Annotated in this window: 14 protein-coding genes; 7 read left to right on the top strand and 7 right to left on the bottom strand. The window is 35.4% G+C overall.

The window, feature by feature from the left end:
• Positions 1 to 156 precede the first annotated feature (156 nt).
• A complete protein-coding gene (locus tag E0F91_RS05145) occupies positions 157 to 5079 on the bottom strand; it encodes a T9SS sorting signal type C domain-containing protein (RefSeq protein WP_132065265.1) in 4923 nt (1640 codons plus the stop codon).
• A 254-nt stretch (positions 5080 to 5333) separates the two neighbouring features.
• Complete coding sequence (locus tag E0F91_RS05150) at positions 5334 to 8192, bottom strand: T9SS sorting signal type C domain-containing protein (protein WP_132065266.1); 2859 nt, start codon at positions 8190 to 8192, stop codon at positions 5334 to 5336.
• A gap of 301 nt (positions 8193 to 8493) precedes the next feature.
• On the opposite strand from E0F91_RS05150, the gene E0F91_RS05155 reads away from it, so the two are divergent.
• Positions 8494 to 8982: a regulatory protein RecX gene (locus tag E0F91_RS05155; protein WP_132065267.1), complete on the top strand. Its 489-nt coding sequence runs from the start codon at positions 8494 to 8496 to the stop codon at positions 8980 to 8982.
• A 71-nt stretch (positions 8983 to 9053) separates the two neighbouring features.
• On the opposite strand, the gene E0F91_RS05160 is transcribed toward E0F91_RS05155, so the two are convergent.
• The 5 genes from E0F91_RS05160 to E0F91_RS05180 all read right to left on the bottom strand — a co-directional run bounded on the left by E0F91_RS05160 (position 9054) and on the right by E0F91_RS05180 (position 13965).
• A complete protein-coding gene (locus E0F91_RS05160) occupies positions 9054 to 10211 on the bottom strand; it encodes a beta-ketoacyl synthase N-terminal-like domain-containing protein (RefSeq protein WP_132065268.1) in 1158 nt (385 codons plus the stop codon).
• A 155-nt stretch (positions 10212 to 10366) separates the two neighbouring features.
• A complete protein-coding gene (gene bioA, locus E0F91_RS05165) occupies positions 10367 to 11638 on the bottom strand; it encodes an adenosylmethionine--8-amino-7-oxononanoate transaminase (RefSeq protein WP_132065269.1) in 1272 nt (423 codons plus the stop codon).
• Between the two features lie 85 nt (positions 11639 to 11723).
• Entirely contained in the window at positions 11724 to 12341 is a 618-nt protein-coding gene (gene bioD, locus E0F91_RS05170; protein ID WP_132065270.1) for a dethiobiotin synthase, read from the bottom strand.
• A gap of 49 nt (positions 12342 to 12390) precedes the next feature.
• Complete coding sequence (locus tag E0F91_RS05175) at positions 12391 to 12777, bottom strand: GxxExxY protein (protein WP_073352315.1); 387 nt, start codon at positions 12775 to 12777, stop codon at positions 12391 to 12393.
• A 48-nt stretch (positions 12778 to 12825) separates the two neighbouring features.
• A complete protein-coding gene (locus E0F91_RS05180) occupies positions 12826 to 13965 on the bottom strand; it encodes an aminotransferase class I/II-fold pyridoxal phosphate-dependent enzyme (RefSeq protein ID WP_132065271.1) in 1140 nt (379 codons plus the stop codon).
• Between the two features lie 295 nt (positions 13966 to 14260).
• Between E0F91_RS05180 and E0F91_RS05185 the strand changes: the two genes are divergently transcribed.
• The 6 genes from E0F91_RS05185 (at position 14261) to E0F91_RS05210 (ending at position 18473) form a co-directional block, all read left to right on the top strand.
• Positions 14261 to 14800: a hypothetical protein gene (locus E0F91_RS05185; protein ID WP_132065272.1), complete on the top strand. Its 540-nt coding sequence runs from the start codon at positions 14261 to 14263 to the stop codon at positions 14798 to 14800.
• 474 nt (positions 14801 to 15274) lie between these two features.
• The gene (locus E0F91_RS05190; protein WP_132065273.1) at positions 15275 to 16402 is read left to right on the top strand and encodes a hypothetical protein; all 1128 of its coding nucleotides are present in this window, start codon (positions 15275 to 15277) and stop codon (positions 16400 to 16402) included.
• Positions 16403 to 16730: 328 nt separating this feature from the next.
• Positions 16731 to 17243, top strand: a complete 513-nt coding sequence (locus tag E0F91_RS05195) for a DUF2975 domain-containing protein (protein ID WP_132065274.1) — start codon at positions 16731 to 16733, stop codon at positions 17241 to 17243.
• Between the two features lie 66 nt (positions 17244 to 17309).
• Positions 17310 to 17783 carry a DUF2975 domain-containing protein gene (locus E0F91_RS05200; RefSeq protein WP_132065275.1) on the top strand — a complete coding sequence of 158 codons (474 nt, stop codon included), beginning with the start codon at positions 17310 to 17312 and terminating at the stop codon, positions 17781 to 17783.
• Positions 17784 to 17785: 2 nt separating this feature from the next.
• Complete coding sequence (locus E0F91_RS05205; RefSeq protein ID WP_073352323.1) at positions 17786 to 17995, top strand: helix-turn-helix domain-containing protein; 210 nt, start codon at positions 17786 to 17788, stop codon at positions 17993 to 17995.
• Positions 17996 to 18086: 91 nt separating this feature from the next.
• Positions 18087 to 18473, top strand: coding sequence for an ISAon1 family transposase N-terminal region protein (locus tag E0F91_RS05210; RefSeq protein ID WP_132065276.1), 387 nt, complete (start codon positions 18087 to 18089; stop codon positions 18471 to 18473).
• Positions 18474 to 18490 lie beyond the last annotated feature (17 nt).

Here is an 18490-nt window from a genome sequence, read left to right on the forward strand (position 1 = left end):
GTATTTTTAATAAAAGTAAAGACAATCTTTCCTATTCACAATACCCACATTTAGTGATATTTACATTTAAATAAAAAGAATTTTTGTACAAAAAAAACCCATTCTGTACAAAACAAAATGGGATACCTATTTGACTTTAAAAATAATTTATACCTGTTAAAAAATAACTTTTTTTGTGGTCACTTGACCGTTACTTAAGGTTACTTTGACAATGCCGGCTTGTTTGCTTAAAGGAATATTTGAGGTGCGGAATTCCTGGCTATTTACAGCTTTTTTCTCAAATATTTTTCTGCCTAGTAAATCAAAAACAGCAATTTGAGAAACATTCTCAGTAACAGACTTTACTTTTAATTCATTTCGATCTTTAGCGATAAAAACACCACTCTCATTTAATTCAAAATCAGCCGATGCTAATGTTTTATCCGTATAACGCAATACAAAACGCTCATTGAAAGTTCCTTTTTCAGTTTCGAAAGTATAAGGATCTTCTTTTAAATTATGAATTACATCTAACACTTTATCTTCTAAATAAATGTTTTGATTGTCTGAAAACAGTCCATCTACTTTATCGATGCTTATTGTTGTAGTCCCTGAGGCATTTGTACTGTATCCGATAGGAATCCTATCGGTATCTACAAAAGGCAAACTTTTACTTTGAATAGCCATTTTAGACAATCCAATAAAACTATACAATGCAAATACTTGATCTTCGTCATACACATAACTATCATAGCCTGGGTCAAAATCATCAGTAGAATTAGACCCATAACCAACTAATGTACCCGTTACATCTCCGACACCTTTTTGTAATTTTAGCCAAATTCTATGACTTTCTTCTGCTGTATTTTTAGTCTTCTTCTGTCTGTAAAAATTAGTATTGTTAGCTACAATTCGCATACTATTATCAAAAGTCACATTACCTGCCACATCATTTTCAATAAAGAAACCTTGACCAGATGCAATATATTGACTTGGATCCGTCAAATTACCTGTTCCAGAACCTACTCCAACTCCTCCAAATAAATTATAGGTAGCATAATCCGATGCTAAATAATCATTACCCAACAGCGTATGATTGTGTGTCCAAAAATATAAAGTTCCTGTAATAGTTTGGTTAATTGTTCCAGTCCCTAAAAGATTGGCATTGATAAATGCATCAGCATCAATTGCCGAAGGATAAGGATTTCCTATTAATCTTTCTCCAACACCATCCGAGGCTCTCACCGTAACTGGAATATCAATTGTACCGTTGTTAGGGACTCCGATAAATCGTAAGGAATCATCCACTGCTGGCATTCCAGGCGGAATTAGCGTTCCTTCTGCTCGAATCGCATATCCTATTCCCGGTGCAAAAACAGTGGTGGCTGCATTCACATTAGCCCAATCATTATTGTAATCAAAATACTTATCGAGTTGGGTATTAGGCGAAAAATCAAGTAATGTTTGTGTACCCTTTGTTGGCGATGACCAATATGTAAAATCATCTACCACAATAGGAGTAGTATTTCTTTGTACGGTAATGCGCCCTGCATTAGTTCCCGTAAAAGTGGTTTGTACCAAACTTGCATTGTTTTTTAACATCATTGTACCTGGAAGAACTACAGTAATGGCATCATCAAGGTTTAAGGAAACGGAATCGTCTACAGTTAAATCCCCATTGTTTACGTTAAATTTATTAGCTACATCTATATCGCTTACAATAGTATAACTTCCTGCAATTCCAGAAAAAAGAAGATTGTAATAATTTCCGCCCGCTACAGTTTGACCTACACCATAATAATCTATAGTTCCAGAAGGGAATGATAATCCATTTGAAGCGCCCGAAAAACGTATTGTACCATCCATCGCGTCAACAATAGTATATGCCAAAGTTCCGTTTTTCATATCTAGTACAGCTTCTGCTTCGGTAATATTTAAAATCGTGGATGTTAAATTAAAACCATTCATGTTGAATATCGCCGTGCCAGCAGTTGTAATATTTAATTTATTACCGGTAGTAATATTTCCTGATGCTGTTTGAGTTCCAGAAGTGTTTTGCAATTCTAAGGAAGGAATACCATTATACGTTCCAGCAACAATGGTTTGACCTCCCAAAGGATTATTAAAAACTACTGTAGAATTCCAAGTTTTCGCAACAGGAATTGGCAATACAGTAGTATTGGCCGTTAGAATTTGTCCGCTACCTGAATTTGAAAAAGCCCCTCCGCCAGTCAATACAAAACTGGACATATCAAGCACCGATGATGGATTGCTTATGTTTAGCAAATTATTGACTGTGATTCCTATTACGGCTGTAACAGTTGCAATTGCGTTTGAATTAGTCAAATCATGAAAAGTAGAAGCTGTTGTTCCTCCAATAAGTTGCGGTAAAGTGCCATTAAAATTTACGGTACTGCTGTTAGGTACAAACGTTCCTTCATTGTCCCAATTGCCGCTTACGCTTAATGTGGTTGTCCCAGTTAAAGATAAAGTTGCGCCATTAGAAATAGTTACATTTCGAACGCTCCCATTAGCTCCTAATGCTGGTTGATTCACTGAGGCCGATGTAATTGTGACATCAGTGGTAACGGATGGTAGTATTCCTCCACACCAATTTGCGGGTGTATTCCAATTAGAACTGATACTGCCAATCCAAGTCCCTTCTATACAAGAAACGTTCACATTCAAAATACCAGTTGTTGTAGAACCAAATCGGACCCCATTACTATTTGTTGCTTCCGATACAGTACCACCCCAAGATCCTGTACTCTGTAATACGGTCCCAAAAGTCAAGGATTGCGAGGAAGAAAATCCAGAGGAAAACAAGGCAACAGCTGAGCCAGTAATTTTTAAATCTCCCAATATAGTTGTGGCTGCAGGGAAGGTTTTATTTCCAGCACCACTAAGAGTCAAGTGTCCGTAGGTAAGCGTTGCAACTGTTTGAGCATTTCCAGCATATTCCACCGTACTTAAAGCTGCTAAATTAGTATTCGTAAACGAAGGTAATGTGCTTGTAGCAGTAGCTCTTAATAATCCACCATTATTTACAGTAAGTAAAGAACCTCCGGACAATTCAAAACCACCATTGTCCAAAGTCGCCCCAGTTGCAATTGTAAGAGGCGATGAAGCGCCAAAAACTTTTGCACCGTTTACTGTTATGATTCCTGTATTCAAAACCGAAACTCCACCCGTTGCTGCAAATGGAGTTCTCCATTCTAATCCTGAAACCTGTGAGACTGTTCTATTGTATTGTAGCGTAGCTGCAGAGCCATAATTTGGTATTGCCGAAACCGTAGCAGTTCCTTCCATTGAAAGTACGCCATTGACTGTAGGAATACCATTTAGCGTTTTTAATCCAGAATTTGAAAATATCAAATTAGTAAACGTTGATGCAGTTGCCAATGTCTGTGCCACTCCACCAAAATTTACTGTTCCTGTTCCAGAAACAAAATTTGTACCGGTACCATTCCAAGCAGTAGTACTAGTTGCATTTACATTAAGCCTGCTGGAACCACCGTTTACTATTCCGTTTGATAAGGTTACAATACCCGACACAGAATGAATCAACCCTGAACCTAAGTTTAAAGTTCCTCCAATTCCATTGATTGTTAGTGGACCACCGCTGACAGGACCAGTAAAAGTTGCTGTACCGGCTGTTTTTACCATAGCTATTGTTCCTGTTGTTGTGAAAGAGCCAATGTTTTGCCCTACTGTCCCAGCAATTGTAACGCCACCTGCAGTTCCAGTAACACTACCACCGTTATTGATAAGATCTCCATTTAAAGTCAACAATATATTAGATAAAAGTAGTTTACCGCCACTGTTTACGGTCAATGGAACTGAATTATTAAACGTTTTGGGCGCATTCAGTGTTAAATTTTGTGTAGTGTTAATCACAACTCCTCCCGAAGCAGTAAACGGGCTAACCCATTCCTCTGAGGTTACTGGTCTAGCATTTGTGGTATTGTATTCTAATGTTGCAGTAGGACCGTACGTTACAACTCCCGCTCCTGTTACAAAAATAGTTGCTATTCCTGCTAACGTAAGCTTTCCATTTACCGTAGGTGTCGTTGCAAATGTTTTTCTGCCTGTACCTGATACTATTAAATTGTTATAAACGAGGGCTGCAGCGGTTTGATTGCCATTTCTGTAATATTCTACAGTTCCAGTTCCTGCGATAAATGTCCCTCCTGTTCCTGAAATACCTCCCCCTATTCTTAATATACTAGAACCGCAATTCAATATTCCGCTTCCTGCTGATCTTGTCCAAGTTCCTGAAAAGGTATGCGTTCCAGATACTAAATCTAAAGTTCCGCCAGATCCGTTAATAGTTAATCCACCTCCACTGACATTTCCAGTAAATGTCGCTACACCACCCGTTTTTAACATGCTTACAACTCCCGTGGTTGTAAATCCTTGTATCGTTTGGTTTGCAGTACCTGTAAACTGAACTAATGAACTGTTTAATACTACCGACCCAGAAGTACTATAATTTCCTCCCAACAACAATCTTCCCGCACCAGTTAAAGTAAAATTTCCAGAATTATTGAAATTTCCAGATGCAATCGTTAAGCGACCAGTAGTCAGCGTAAAACTACCTGAATTTGTAAAATTACCTGTCAACGCTACAATCCCAGATGTTCCTGTCACCGTTCCGTTATTTATAAAAAACCCAGTAGTCGTAAGTGTTCTATTGGCTATGTTTAAAGTTGCTCCGGCATTTATAGTAACATTTACAATGCTAGTGCTTGTTCCAACTGTAACTACATTTGCTCCTGTAGTTGCAATAACAACATCATCGCCGGAAACTGGCGCAACACCGCCAATCCATGTAGAACCTGTAGACCATGTTCCGCCTGTAGCGGTACTCGTTCTAGTGGCAGCATTTATAAATGAAAAAGTAAAAAACAAAACAGCAACAAATGCTAGTTTCCTATTGTTTTTACTACCAATTTTTGCTAAAAACAAAAGACTTAATGATTGCGAAGTATCGATTGAAGTATGCCGATGAACCGTATTATTTATGCAATTTTTATTTTGGAAAGAAATTAGATTTGGTATCAAAAAAAAAGAAAAATGAGGCAATAACTTCTTGATCATGGTTTAATTTGGAGATTAAATGAAAAATCTTTCTTAAAATGGTATTTAGAAAAAGATCATTCTCACAAAAACACACAAAATTATCATGAAAACAAAATTAAGGCGTTAAAAAGCAATTATATTCGTTGAAATACATCTTTTAGGGGTCAAACAGCACATAAACTCTTCCCAAGATTAAAATTTAAGAAAATGAACAAAAAAAACCCATTTTGATTTAACAAAATGGGTTTGTAAATTACCACAACGATGTGATTTTAATAAATCAATTTTGTCGTTACTGTCTGACCATTTTGCAATTGTGTTTTTACAATTAAAACCTGCTCACTAGACCCTAAATTTGGAATTACTAATTCCGTTGCATCAACATTTTTGTTCGCATATATTTGTTTACCAAGCACATCATAAATCAAGACTTTATCGATAGATTCTACTGCGGAATTAATCTTAATTTGCTTATTTTTTATCGATACCAAAACCTGCATTGAGGTATCATCAAAATCTCCAACACTTAACGTTTTATCCGCATATCGCAATACAAAACGATCATCAAAAGTTCCTGTAGAAGTTTGAAAAGTATAGCCCGATTTCTTAAGATCATGAATACTGCTGTTTAGTTTATCTTCCAAGTAAATGTTTTGAGACGTGAATAATCCATCTACCTCGTCAATACTGATAGTAAAACTACCTTCAATTGCGGAACTGTATCCTAATGGCACAACATCATTTTCTTCAAATGGCAATGCTCGTCCTTGTATGGTTAACGTTTCATCATCAGTGATACTATAAAAATCGACAAATTCATTTCCATTAAAACTTACTCCATCAAAAAACGGATCATATGCATTTGTAGCCCCTGTAATATAACCGACTAATAGTTGTTTGAAAGCACCTTGCGAATTAGTAAGATTCAACCATACTCGGTGATTTTCGTAAGCATTTGTTACATCAGATTTACTGCTCGCTGTTCTAAAAAACTGACTATTATCCCCTGTTAGAGTTCCAACACCTACTCGCATACTGTTTTCAAATTTTACTGTACCAGCAACTGAATTAATCCCTGCAAAAAAAGATTGGCCTGAGGCAATTTTTCCTGATGGCTTACTTCCTGCTTTAGTATGGTCTGTCACAATATTTGTAGTAGAAACTACCGTAACACCTCCAGTCAAATTATAGGTAGCATAGTCATCAGAGGTGTAAGCTAAAGCTCCAGATCCTTGCGAACCATTTGTAATATTTCCCACATCTTGAATTGCAGTATTGTGCGTCCAAAAATATAACGTTCCTTCTAAAATCGAACTATTACCCCTTAAAAACTCATTGGCATCTAATGCTGATGGATAGGGGTTACCCAAGAGCGCTGACGACTCAGAATTTGCAGGTGTAGCAGGGATTGGAACAGTAATTAAACCATTATTTGGAACCCCAAAGAAAGACGCCTGATGAAGTCCTGGCGGCGTAGGTGATACATAATCAGCCCCTCGTATTATATAACCAACTCCATTCATCATGGGTAAATTTGGATCTTCCTGCTTCCAGTCATAAGAAGCTACATCAAAAGAATAAAATTTATCTAAAGGTGTTTGTGGAGAAACATCTCGTAATTTCTGACCTAGGACGGGTGAAGACCAATAGATATAATCAAATGGTTTGTAGGGTGAGGCTTGCCGTTGATAGGTGATTTTACCTGAATTTGTATTTGTTATACTATTTGCTGTTTGAACTAGACTTGCATTATTTTCAAAAGTCAATTTACCAGACCCTAAAACTTTAACATCATTTGTTACAGTCAAAGTATGCCCCAAAGTAGGATTTATATATTTGAATACAACGCTTGCTCCACTATTAACTGTACAGTCACAACCAATCACATCTTTTGTAGAATTATAATTTCCCGCAAAAATAATCCTTGAAGTAATGCTTGGTTCTCCATTTAACCAACCACTACCGTTCCATGTGGTTGAGGATTTATCTACTATCGTAACAACAGGTGAAATCACAGATTCACAGGTCCCATTATTCACTGCGAAATAATAATCGCCCGCTACTAAATCAGATATTGTCATTGTTGTAGCCGTGATTGGATAAGATTTAGTAATATATCCTGTTTGCTTCAAGGTTCCTGAAGATGGTAAACCACTCAATACAACACTACCTGATGGAATAGTACAAGTGAGTTGAGTTTTAGTCTCAAATTTAGGAGTAGCTGGCACAGGATTTACAACTACTGTAATTGTTTTAGAATTAGTGAATAAAGCGTTCCCAAAATAAGTTGCGCACGTAAGCGTAACCGAGTAATTACCTGATAAGCTCGCAGTAAAATTTGGATTTTGAGCAGAGCTTGTAGTAATAACATTATTAGGATCCTTGATTGACCAAGAATAATTCACTCCTAAAGTTGAACCTACTGACGTTGTATTTCCTGATTTTCCGGAATAAGAGCCAAGTAAATTAATAGTGTTATTTTTACAAACTGGAGAATTTGATGTTGGAATCGCATACAAAGTTCCTCCTGAATTATTTACTTCCTCAAAAGTGAACAAAGCTCCATTACCAGTACAAACACCATATTCAACTTCTCCTATAAAAATATTGACATTATTATTGCAATTACCAGGCCCACCTACTTTTGCTAATCCTCCAAGAGGGTCAATTAATATCCCCGTACTTGCAGGCAAATATAAAGAACCTTTATTATCTGTAAATTGTAAAAGTCCATATTTACTAATTACAACGTCAAGAGTATTTAATTGAAAATCACCTCCTATAGAAAAATTTCCAAAAAATGTAGTTGTAGCTGTTAAACTCTCACCAATAATTAACGCAGTAAATCTATTTGTAATATTAGCATTTAGGGTAATACTATTCCCATTTCTAATTGTCACGGTACCCGCGCCTGCAAACTGCCCAGGATAACCTTGAGGAGAAATTCCTGACGGAGTTACCCATGCAGTTCCATTATAATATTGCCAACTTGAAAGAGTAGTCCAATTTCCTGCTCCTACAGAACGATAATCCCCAGAAGTAGTTTGCGCAAATAATAAATTTGCGAAAAACAAACTCAGAAACAAAAAAACAACAGTATAAAACGTAGGATTAGGCAAAGGTCTTTTCATAAAAGTATGCGTGTAAATTCAGGAACAAAATCTATTTTACAGTAGGTCTTTCTAAAAGAAAAAACTTACTTCTAACAAAACAATGAAAATAAAATTTATAAACAGAATAAAGTCGTTAATATGCCTTTTTAGTCGATGTAATACCACTTTGAGAGGATTTGAAAAACTACAAGTTATAAAATGACTTATGCCCTTTAGATAGTAAAATAGGATTTGAATACTGATAGCTATTATTTTCATGCTAAACGATTTCATTATACCGATTATAAATGCTTAAATTTCCAGCTACAAAAATTAACCCATGAATCCAGTTTTTTCCATAAAAGAAGCCATACACAAAATAGAACATTTTTGTGCTTATCAAGAACGCTGTCACGAAGAGGTAGTCCAAAAATTACGCTCTATGAAAATGGATGCTGATGAAATTGACACCATTCTAGTACATCTAATCAAAGATAATTTCCTGAATGAAAGTCGGTTTGCCTGTAGTTTCGCCCGAGGAAAACACCGCATCAAATTTTGGGGAAAAATAAGAATTGTGAACGAATTAAAATTTCGGAAAATCACGCAATACAACATCAATCTGGCACTTAAAGAAATCTCAGCAGAAGAGTATTTAGCTACTTTCCATACCGTCGCAGAAAGAAACTGGGAATCTGTACGAGAAACTAATTTGCTAAAAAAACGTAAAAAATGCTGTGATTACCTGCTTCGCAAAGGCTTTGAAAGTACTTTAGTTTACGAAAAAGTAAAGGAGCTGGAGGATTCAAATACTGATCGCACCCAATAACAGCTATTTAAACCATTCAGATTCGTGACAATTTTTAAATGATTTCGCTATAACACAGCCATAAAGTGGCTTTACAAACTCAAAAGAATACTCACTGCATTCCCACCAAAACCTACGGCGTTAATCAATACTTTCCTGATCGGATTGGTTTGGATTTGTGCTTTCGCAAAAGGAACTCCGATAAACGTATTGTGTTGCATCATCAATATAGCGAATTCCAGACTCAAAATTCCTGATGCGCCAAAAGTGTGGCCTATTTTCCATTTATTGGTCGTTAATAAAGGCAGGTTTTCTCCAAAAACTTTTTCTATCGCTTTGTATTCTGTCAAATCGCCTTTTATGGTTCCAGGTGCATGCATAACAATGACGTCAACATCTGATAAATCAGTATTTTGCAATGCCATTCTCATTGATTTCTGGAAACAAGTCGCTTCCGCCGAAATAGAAATGTTGTGTTCCAGAATCTCCGTAGCATAGCCAATTCCTTCAATATGAGCCAAAGCATTTTCGGTCGCACCAATTTCGAGACAACAAACCCCGGCACCTTCACCAAGAATCATAGTATTTTGCTTTTTTTCCAAATCGAGAGCGCGATTAGGATAATATTCTTCTCTATTGGAATAAATTTTCAAAGCGCGCATTTGGGCAATCGTAAAATCAGTTAATGGCGCTTCACTTCCACCCACTAAAAACTTATCCGCCATTCCAGCTCGAAGCCAAGCCACGCCGTTTAATACCGAGTGTAAAGCAGTAGAACATGTGATTGAATGTGAAATTTCAGGGCCAGAACTTTGTAAATCATGAGCAACCCAAGAAGAAATATTCCCTAAAGTAGTCGTAGGCGAAGCCAAAGTTTGTGCTTTCCCAGTTTTTAAATACTCCTGATAATGCTTTTCGAATAAATCAGTAGCACCACGAGAGGATCCAATATTGATTCCAAAAACATCATTGTTACTCCAACCCGCATTTTGTATCGCTTTTCGCGAAGCTGCCATCGCATACAAAACGGATTTATCTAGCGATTTATATTTGCTGTCTGATGCTGTTAAGTCAGCAATCGCTTGTTCAGAATCACTGTCCAACTTAGCAACAAACGTTTTCTTATGATCTAAAATATGTTCCGTAAAACAATGAGCTTGCTTGAGATAATTTTCCCAAATTGTTTTTGAATTAATACCCAATGGAGAAATAGAAGCTATGGCGGTTATGGAGATTGTTTGTTGTTGCAAGTGGATAATTTTTTATTTTGTTTCACGAAAATTCATAAAGAAAACTCTAAGATGCGCTACGTTTTACTATTATTAAAGAAAATTTTCAATTCTCTTTCTTTGTGAATCTCTGCGTCTTCTTTGTGAATCTTTGTGTAATAACTTTGGAGGCAAAATTAAACTATTTCTAAAGCATTTTCTACCACTTGATACACTTTTTGCAACTGCTCATCAGTAATAACATACGGTGGCAAAATGTAGACAATATTACCAACTGGACGCAAAATCACTCCGTTTTCGATAAAAAAATCGTAGAGTTTATTCCGCAGTGTTCCATAATAACTGGCAGCACTTTCGGTTTTTATTTCTAATGCAAAAATAACTCCCAGTACTCGGGTTGTGACTACTTTCGGATGATTTCTAACGCGCTCCTGAAACTCCAAATGACTGTGATTAACTCGCGCTATATTGGCTTGCATTTCATCCGTTTGCAACAAGTCTAAACTGGCTAATGCTGCCGCACAACCCGTAGGATTTGCTGTAAAAGTATGGCCATGAAACAATGCTTTGTTAATGTCGTCATCGTAAAAAGCGTCAAATAAATCCTGTGTAAAAGTCGTAATCGCCATAGGAATAGTTCCTCCAGTCAACGCTTTGGACAAACACATCATATCTGGTTTTTCAACCAAATAATCTGTTGCAAACGTTTTCCCCGTTTTTCCAAAGCCTGTCATCACTTCATCAGCAATGGTCAATACATTATTCTCTTGGCAAATTCGCATCAATTGATCTAAAGCTTCCGGTTCGTACATCACCATTCCTGCGGCTCCTTGAACGAGAGGTTCAAAAATAAAACCTGCACAGTTGTTGTTTTTTAGTACCGCTTGCAACGCATCATAACTTTCTTGCTCTTGTCCTTTTACTGGAACCGGAATCCGAACCACATTAATAAACATTCCTTCAAAAGCTTCGACAAAAAAAGAAATTCCACTTGCTGCCATCGCACCAAAAGTGTCGCCATGAAAAGCATTTTCGAAAGCAATTATCGTCGTTCTCTTTTCTCCTTTATTGAAAAAATACTGCAAGGCGACTTTAATTGCGACTTCAACAGCCGTAGAACCATTATCAGAAAAGAATATCTTCTGTTGGTTTTTTGGTAAAATTTCCATCAGCTTCTCGGCTACCAAAATAGCGGGCTCATGTGTAAATCCACCAAACAACACGTGTTCTAATGTGGTGAGTTGTTTGTAAATGGCATCGGCAATAAATGTGTTGGAATGTCCGTACGGATTGACCCACCACGAAGCTATGGCGTCAATATATTCTTTATCATTTTCGTCCCAAAGCAAAGCACCTTTTCCTCTTTTGATGGCAATAGGCAAAGCTGCAGTTTTATGTTGGGTATACGGATGCCAAAGATATTGGCCGTCTCTTTCTGTTAAGTTCATTTTGCAAAGATAAAAGAAGCAAGATACAAGAAGCGAGAAAAACGCAAAAAACAAGTCTTGATTGTTTCTTCTTGATTCTCAATTTTTATAGATTCAATAGCTGTTCCCGAAACAAATCAGCGTATTCTTTGATTACATTTTGATCAAAATAAGGTTCTTGTTCTATTCGACCAATGCATTTAACTCCTGTTTTAGATAAAATGATAAATTCAGTAGCTTTATTTTCATCACCAGAAAAAACAATTCCCGCTATACTAATTTTTCTGTTTTGCAATGCTTCAATAGTCAACAAAGTATGATTAATGCTGCCCAAATAATGACGGGAAACCACCACAACTTTATAATCCGGCTTTATCAAATCGATGACAGAATCACTTGAATTTAATGGAACAAAAACACCTCCTGCACCTTCAATTACTAAATGATTAGCTGTTTCCGGTTCGATAATTTTCTTTAAATCAATAGTAATTTTGTCTATTTCAGCAGCAAGATGTGGACTTGCCGGCGTATTCAACGCATAACTATTGGGATGTACGACGGTCTTTGTATTCGATAAAAACGATTTGACTTTGTGACTGTCGGAATTATCTAAATCTCCCGCTTGTATGGGTTTCCAATAATCAGCTTCTAAAGCTTCTGTAATGATGGATGATGCAATGGTTTTACCAACATCGGTTCCAATTCCTGTTATAAATAGTTTCATAGATATTTGGCCACGGATGACACGGATTAAACGGATTTATATAGATTCTTTAATTTTTTCTATTATTTGTGAAAATCAGTCTTTTAATTTCTGGTTTTTCTCCAAAGTTTAATAACAAACCTATTTCAATATTTGTAGCTTTTAGATAATTTAAAGTTTGAACATAATGCGCCTTTACCAAACTCTCACAAGCCTTTAATTCTAAAATTATAACACCATTAATTAATAAATCAGCAAAAAAGTCACCAACAAGTTCGTTTTTATAATATACTTTAATTTGCTTTTGAGGTTCCACTTTAAAACCTTGCGATTTTAATTCCAAATACATTGCATTTTGATACACCTTTTCAAGAAAACCATACCCCAATTCATTGTAAACTTCATAAAAAACTTTCAAAATAGATTCCGACAATTCTTTGTGCAAAATTTCAGTCATTTTTTACTATTTAAAAGTTAAAATCCGTTCAATCCGTGTCATCTGTGGCTAAAAAACAAAAGTACTCAACAATCGCAACACTTCGGATATTTCTTCTTGCGAATTATAACTGTGCAAACAAAAACGCAATCGTTCCTGACCTTCTGGAACCGTAGGCGAAAGAATCGCTTTCACATCAAATCCTTTTTCTTGAAGCTGGTTGGCAATTGCTTTCACTTTTTCATTTCCTGGAACAATAGCCGATTGTATCGCGGATTTACTCCGAACAAAAAGCGGCTTTAATCCCAACATATTCTTTTCTTGATTGAAATGAATGATATTTTCTCGAAGTACTTCTATATTTTTTTTATCTTTTTCTAAAAATTGATAGGCAATCAAAATCGTGGCTACCGAATGAGGCGAAAGCCCTGTGGTATAAATAAAACTTCGGGCAAAATTCACTAAATAATCCCTCAATTCAACTGAACCTAAAATCGCGGCTCCATGACATCCCAATCCTTTCCCGAAAGTCATAATTCGAGCAAAAACGTGCTCTTGCAATCCCAGCATTTGAACGAATCCTTCTCCTGACGAACCAAAAACTCCCAAAGCATGCGCTTCATCAACAACAAGATAACAATTATGCTTATTTGAAATCGAAACCAATTCTTCCAGATTTGGACAATCGCCATCCATAGAAAAAACAGATTCGGTGACAATATAAATAACGGTGTCTGGATTCCGTAAAATTAACTTTTCTAAATCTTCAAAATCATTGTGATTGAATTTATAGGCTTTGGCATTTGATAATTGAATTCCGTCCCGAATAGAAGCATGGCACAATTCATCGTATAAAATCAAATCGCCTTTTTGTGGAACGGCACTAAAAAAACCAACATTGGCATCATAACCCGAATTGAAAATTAAGGCAGTTTCTGATTGATGGAACGTAGCGATAGCGTCTTCTGTTTCCTCAAATAAACTATGATTCCCTGACAACAGTCGGGAGCCAGTCGCACCGTTTTGAATACACTTTTTATCTATTAAATACTGATGTGTTTTATGAAAAATACATTCCGACTTCGCTAATCCAAGATAATCATTCGAAGCAAAATCAATTAAATTACTTGAAATGGGTAACTTTCGTAAAGCATTAGCTTGTTTTCGAATTTGAAGTTTGCCTGTTAGATTCTCTGGAAATTGTTTCATAGTCTGCAAAAATAAGCATCTTTTTTGTTTTATGAATTCTCTGTGTTATTTGTTTCGCTTTTAAGTAAAATTTCAAAAAAAATCTGTTTTTATTGATGAATAAAAATTATTTCCGTTTTCATAAAGCAATAATTTAATTATGATTTAACAATTACAATAAAAGAATAGATAAATATTCTACAATTTTTTACGAAAACGGTTTCGATTTTCAAATTTCATGAAAATGTGTTAAAAAAAACTTAAAATAAATAATAGAGCTGTTAACGTATTGAATAGTTTTTTACTTTCGACGACAATGAAACGAATTGCATCACTTTTCTTACTCGTAACTTTATTCTACAATGCGATGGGTTACTATCTTATGTTTGCTTATCAAGAAGAGCAAGCGTGGGTAGCTGCTATGGAAAAAAGACAGGATTCAGAGTTTCAAGTCATCGAGTTGAACGCCACTTTATACTCATTTATCGAAGACACTGATTTTGAGTATGTCAATGAAGATGTTGTCATCAACAATAAAAGCTACCATATTTTCAAGAAAAGAATTCAAAACAACATACTTAGTTTGTACTACCTGCGCAATTCACATCAAGATGCGATCAGTCAAGATTTAAAAGACATTGTAGACAATCAATTATTCAACGGATCTTCATCAAAAGAGTCTCCGGTTAAAAAACTCATGAAGTCTTTTCTTCAAGATTATATTCCAAACACTACTGTTTGCCTGGATTTTTCTCCAAAAACAGCCCTACATTCAATTGAATCTATCATTACGCCAAACCAGGCGACAAATTCCGGGTACTATTCGGTGTCATATTCACCACCCGATTTCGCTTAAATCCTCTTTCATTTTAGTGAAATCATTCGCTTTGATCTGGCATTTGCAGAGCCAAGATACTTCACGATTGCTTTTTGGCTAAAGCTGTACATTTATCAAACCTTTCATTAGAAATTAAGCCTGCAAAAAATACGAAATAAACTTTTGTGTTTTCTGATTTCATTTTTTTTTAGATGATTTCATCTGCATACTATATTTCAATTCTGGTTTGTTTTGTACCACTAGCTTGCAGCATCCTGAATTAAATTGATAGCAAATTTAGATTTTGAACAGCGTCACTATTTCACAAAAATGCTTTAATTCATCAAATTTCCATTTAAACAACAAGTACATTTTTGGCGAAAGCCAACAGTGATTCTTGTTTTAAAGCGACACTTTTCATCAACAAACAACTATTTTAAAAAATGACTTCCTTTCTGGAAGAAGTTGTTATAGGCTTATTTTATATCAGTAACCATTCAAAAAGACCAAAAATTGAAAAATCTATCTCCATTACAATCCGTTTGTAGTTTTATCCTATTTGTAACAATTGTATTTAATTCGCAAACAACAACTGCGCAAGGATGTGTGGCTATCAAAGGAAATGCGACAAGTTGCATGTCCATTCACGCTGATAGCACTACCGTTTCCGGATGGCAATTTGCCAGCAGCGGTCGCTATTTTAGATCATTCAGACACTTTTCAGGAAGAGAAGAAAACAAAGATAGGTTGCTTCAAAAAACAGAAGTAATCAATTACACCTCTGTTTTCAATCTTTCGTTAACCAGAATATTAAACAATCGCTGGTCCGTTATGGTCGATCTTCCTATTTCGAATAATGTACGCTCCTCCTTGTACGAACATGGATTAGTCAATGGCACTTACGTAAAAAGAGAACGCCACTCTACTAGTTCATTTGGAATAGGCGACATCCGATTCGCCGCTTACCGATGGATGTTAGATCCGGCAAAATACGCTAAAGGCAATCTGCAATTAGGATTAGGGATAAAGTTACCAACCGGTGATTACAACTATAAAGATTATTTTTATAATGTAGGTCCAAACGGGACAAAAGAGTTGCGTCCAGTAGATCAATCCATACAGTTGGGAGACGGCGGAACCGGATTTACTTTTGAAGTAAATACATTTTACAACTTCATAGAAAACTTTGGCGTTTACGGAAATTTCTATTATTTAATAAATCCTCGCGAGCAAAACGGTACAAGAACCTACAGAGAAACTTTAGCAGCTCGATTAGCTAACGAAGCGATCATGAGTGTTCCAGATCAGTATATGTTTAGAGCAGGTTTTAATTATTCCGTGAATCAAATAAAAGGTTTGTCTCTAGCAGCAGGAGTTAGATTAGAAGGAATCCCTGTGAATGATCTTGTGGGTGGAAGCGGAGATTTCCGTCGTCCGGGATATATCTGGTCCGTAGAACCTTCTTTAAACTATGAATATAAAAAAGTAATAGTATTTGCTTCTGTACCATTTGCAGTAGTTCGTAATCGTACCCAAAGTGTAACCGACAAAGAAAATTCGATCAAAACAGGAACTCATGTTCAAGGTGACGCGGCATTTGCTGATTACACTATTAACATTGGTGTATCAACCCGGTTTTAGTTACAAACAGTTTCTAAAACATCATTAAAACACACATGCGAAAAAGGAATTAAAAAGAATCCATATTGATTTTCACGGTTGATAATTTGTTTAAAGGTTTGTTTAAAAATTCTTTATCAACACAAGCCTAACAGATGTTGGAAACCTGTTAGGCTTTTTTAATGAAAATCTATAAATCGACTTCTCCTGACATAGTTTCAATTTTAGAATTAGAATAAAAGAAAAGTCCCCAAAATTAATATTTTATAAATATTTATTGTTTTAGAATATTTAATTATTGTTTATCAATAATTTTTATATATTTGTCACAACTTATAACTTTATAAAAATGAAAAAATTACAAATCTTAAGAGCTGTTTTGGACTTTTTCTGGTTTTTTTCTTTGATCAGCGGAATTGGAATTTTGGTTTTGCTAACTTTTTATTTATTTGATTCTAATATGGATATCCCTGTAAAAATAAAGGGAAACGTAATAACACCTACTACGCTTCTTTCTAAGTTGATTATTTTAGCCAATGTGATCAGTGGATTTCTCTTTTTATACAGCATCTACGTATTGAGAAAAGTGGTTGGGTATTTCCAAAGAAAAGAAATCTTTAAATCTGAGGTTATAGCAAATTTTAATTTAATCGGTAAATTAGTTATCAGCTCTTCGCTTATTAGCCATTTATCCTTATTTATCTTTACTTATATCAATCGAGGCACTGTAGGCTTCTCAATAGAATTTGGAAGCTATGACTCCTTCTTAATTTCAATTAGTTTGGGATTGTTTTTCATGGTGATTAGTGAGGTTTTCAAAATAGCTAAGAATATAAAAGAAGAAAACGAATTAACAATTTAGCACTACTAATCAATTACAGCCTCCGATTAAAATCAACAATTAACTAGATTAAAAAATTGAAATAAGATGAAAAAAATAATTATTCTGAATTGGGTCTTAAAAATATTTATAGGAATTTTACTCTTAGCTATCCCCATAAACGAATGCTTGCGCTATAACCTCTCTAATGAAGCAATAACTGTAATGTACAAAGATTCCCTTTTTGGGCATTTCAGTCCCTATATTATGTTAGTACGAATAGTGATAGTACTATTTGCCCTATTTAATATTCAAAAGGGGCTGCAAGCATTTATTAAAGAAGGCTTTTTTAATATCAAAAGCTCTGATAGATTTAACAGAAGTGGCCATCTTTTATTGCTCTTAAGTGTATCTGGAATCATCATTAGTCTGTTGGTAATGTATCAATCGCCAGAAGAACAAACACTATCTGATATAATTATGTATCTACTATTACTTGCAATAGGAATTGGATTATTAGCTTTTGCTGATGTTATTAAAAAAGGAAATACCATCGAGACAGAAAACAATCTAACAATATAGCTATGCCCATCATTATCAACTTAGATGTTATGCTTGCCAAGCGAAAAATGCGTTCGAATGAATTAGCTGAAAGAATGGGAATTACAACAGCTAACCTTTCTATTTTGAAAACCGGAAAAGCAAAGGCGGTTCGGTTTTCTACTTTGGAGGCAATTTGTGAGATTCTGGAATGCCAACCCGGAGACATTATGGAGTTTGTAAAAGAAGAATAATCTGGAAAAGTCAAATCCCTAGCCCAGATAGAAGTGGAAAGGGTCACATAAAAAACTTGGGGATTAGTTGCTAAATTTGTTCAAAAAAAGGATGGATTTTTCATTATTGAGTCAATTTTTACCAACAGGACTATTGTTGCATTTTGATGTTGTAGATTTTAAAGAATTAGGGGATTTATCTACCAAGAAGGATTGTTTTTATATTTATTTAGATGAGAAGAACCAGCTTCCTTTGGGATTCAATTCATCAGATTATGAGTCAAAGGGTTTCTTTGACCGGACAATTATTCAGGATTTCCCCATTCGAGGGAAAGCCGTTTATTTGTGCATAAAAAGAAGGCGTTGGCGCAACAAATTCGATAAATCAATAGAAATAAAAAGCGATTATTCATTTATAACTGAAGGTTCAAAATTAACCATTGAGCTTTCAGATTTTTTAAAAGGTACAGGTCGAGACCCGAGAAGATACGATAAGTAACATAGCGAGTTATTACG

This window comes from Flavobacterium sandaracinum (assembly GCF_004349135.1).
Taxonomy (GTDB): domain Bacteria; phylum Bacteroidota; class Bacteroidia; order Flavobacteriales; family Flavobacteriaceae; genus Flavobacterium; species Flavobacterium sandaracinum.

What these genes read in the sequence shown, in the direction of transcription:
- E0F91_RS05145 (WP_132065265.1), bottom strand. Translation starts at nt 5,079, where the DNA reads ATGATCAAGAAGTTATTGCCTCATTTTTCTTTTTTTTTGATACCAAAT.
- bioD (WP_132065270.1), bottom strand. Translation starts at nt 12,341, where the DNA reads ATGAAACTATTTATAACAGGAATTGGAACCGATGTTGGTAAAACCATT.
- bioA (WP_132065269.1), bottom strand. Translation starts at nt 11,638, where the DNA reads ATGAACTTAACAGAAAGAGACGGCCAATATCTTTGGCATCCGTATACC.
- E0F91_RS05180 (WP_132065271.1), bottom strand. Translation starts at nt 13,965, where the DNA reads ATGAAACAATTTCCAGAGAATCTAACAGGCAAACTTCAAATTCGAAAA.
- E0F91_RS05205 (WP_073352323.1), top strand. Translation starts at nt 17,786, where the DNA reads ATGCCCATCATTATCAACTTAGATGTTATGCTTGCCAAGCGAAAAATG.
- E0F91_RS05150 (WP_132065266.1), bottom strand. Translation starts at nt 8,192, where the DNA reads ATGAAAAGACCTTTGCCTAATCCTACGTTTTATACTGTTGTTTTTTTG.
- E0F91_RS05185 (WP_132065272.1), top strand. Translation starts at nt 14,261, where the DNA reads ATGAAACGAATTGCATCACTTTTCTTACTCGTAACTTTATTCTACAAT.
- E0F91_RS05210 (WP_132065276.1), top strand. Translation starts at nt 18,087, where the DNA reads ATGGATTTTTCATTATTGAGTCAATTTTTACCAACAGGACTATTGTTG.
- E0F91_RS05195 (WP_132065274.1), top strand. Translation starts at nt 16,731, where the DNA reads ATGAAAAAATTACAAATCTTAAGAGCTGTTTTGGACTTTTTCTGGTTT.
- E0F91_RS05155 (WP_132065267.1), top strand. Translation starts at nt 8,494, where the DNA reads ATGAATCCAGTTTTTTCCATAAAAGAAGCCATACACAAAATAGAACAT.
- E0F91_RS05175 (WP_073352315.1), bottom strand. Translation starts at nt 12,777, where the DNA reads ATGACTGAAATTTTGCACAAAGAATTGTCGGAATCTATTTTGAAAGTT.
- E0F91_RS05200 (WP_132065275.1), top strand. Translation starts at nt 17,310, where the DNA reads ATGAAAAAAATAATTATTCTGAATTGGGTCTTAAAAATATTTATAGGA.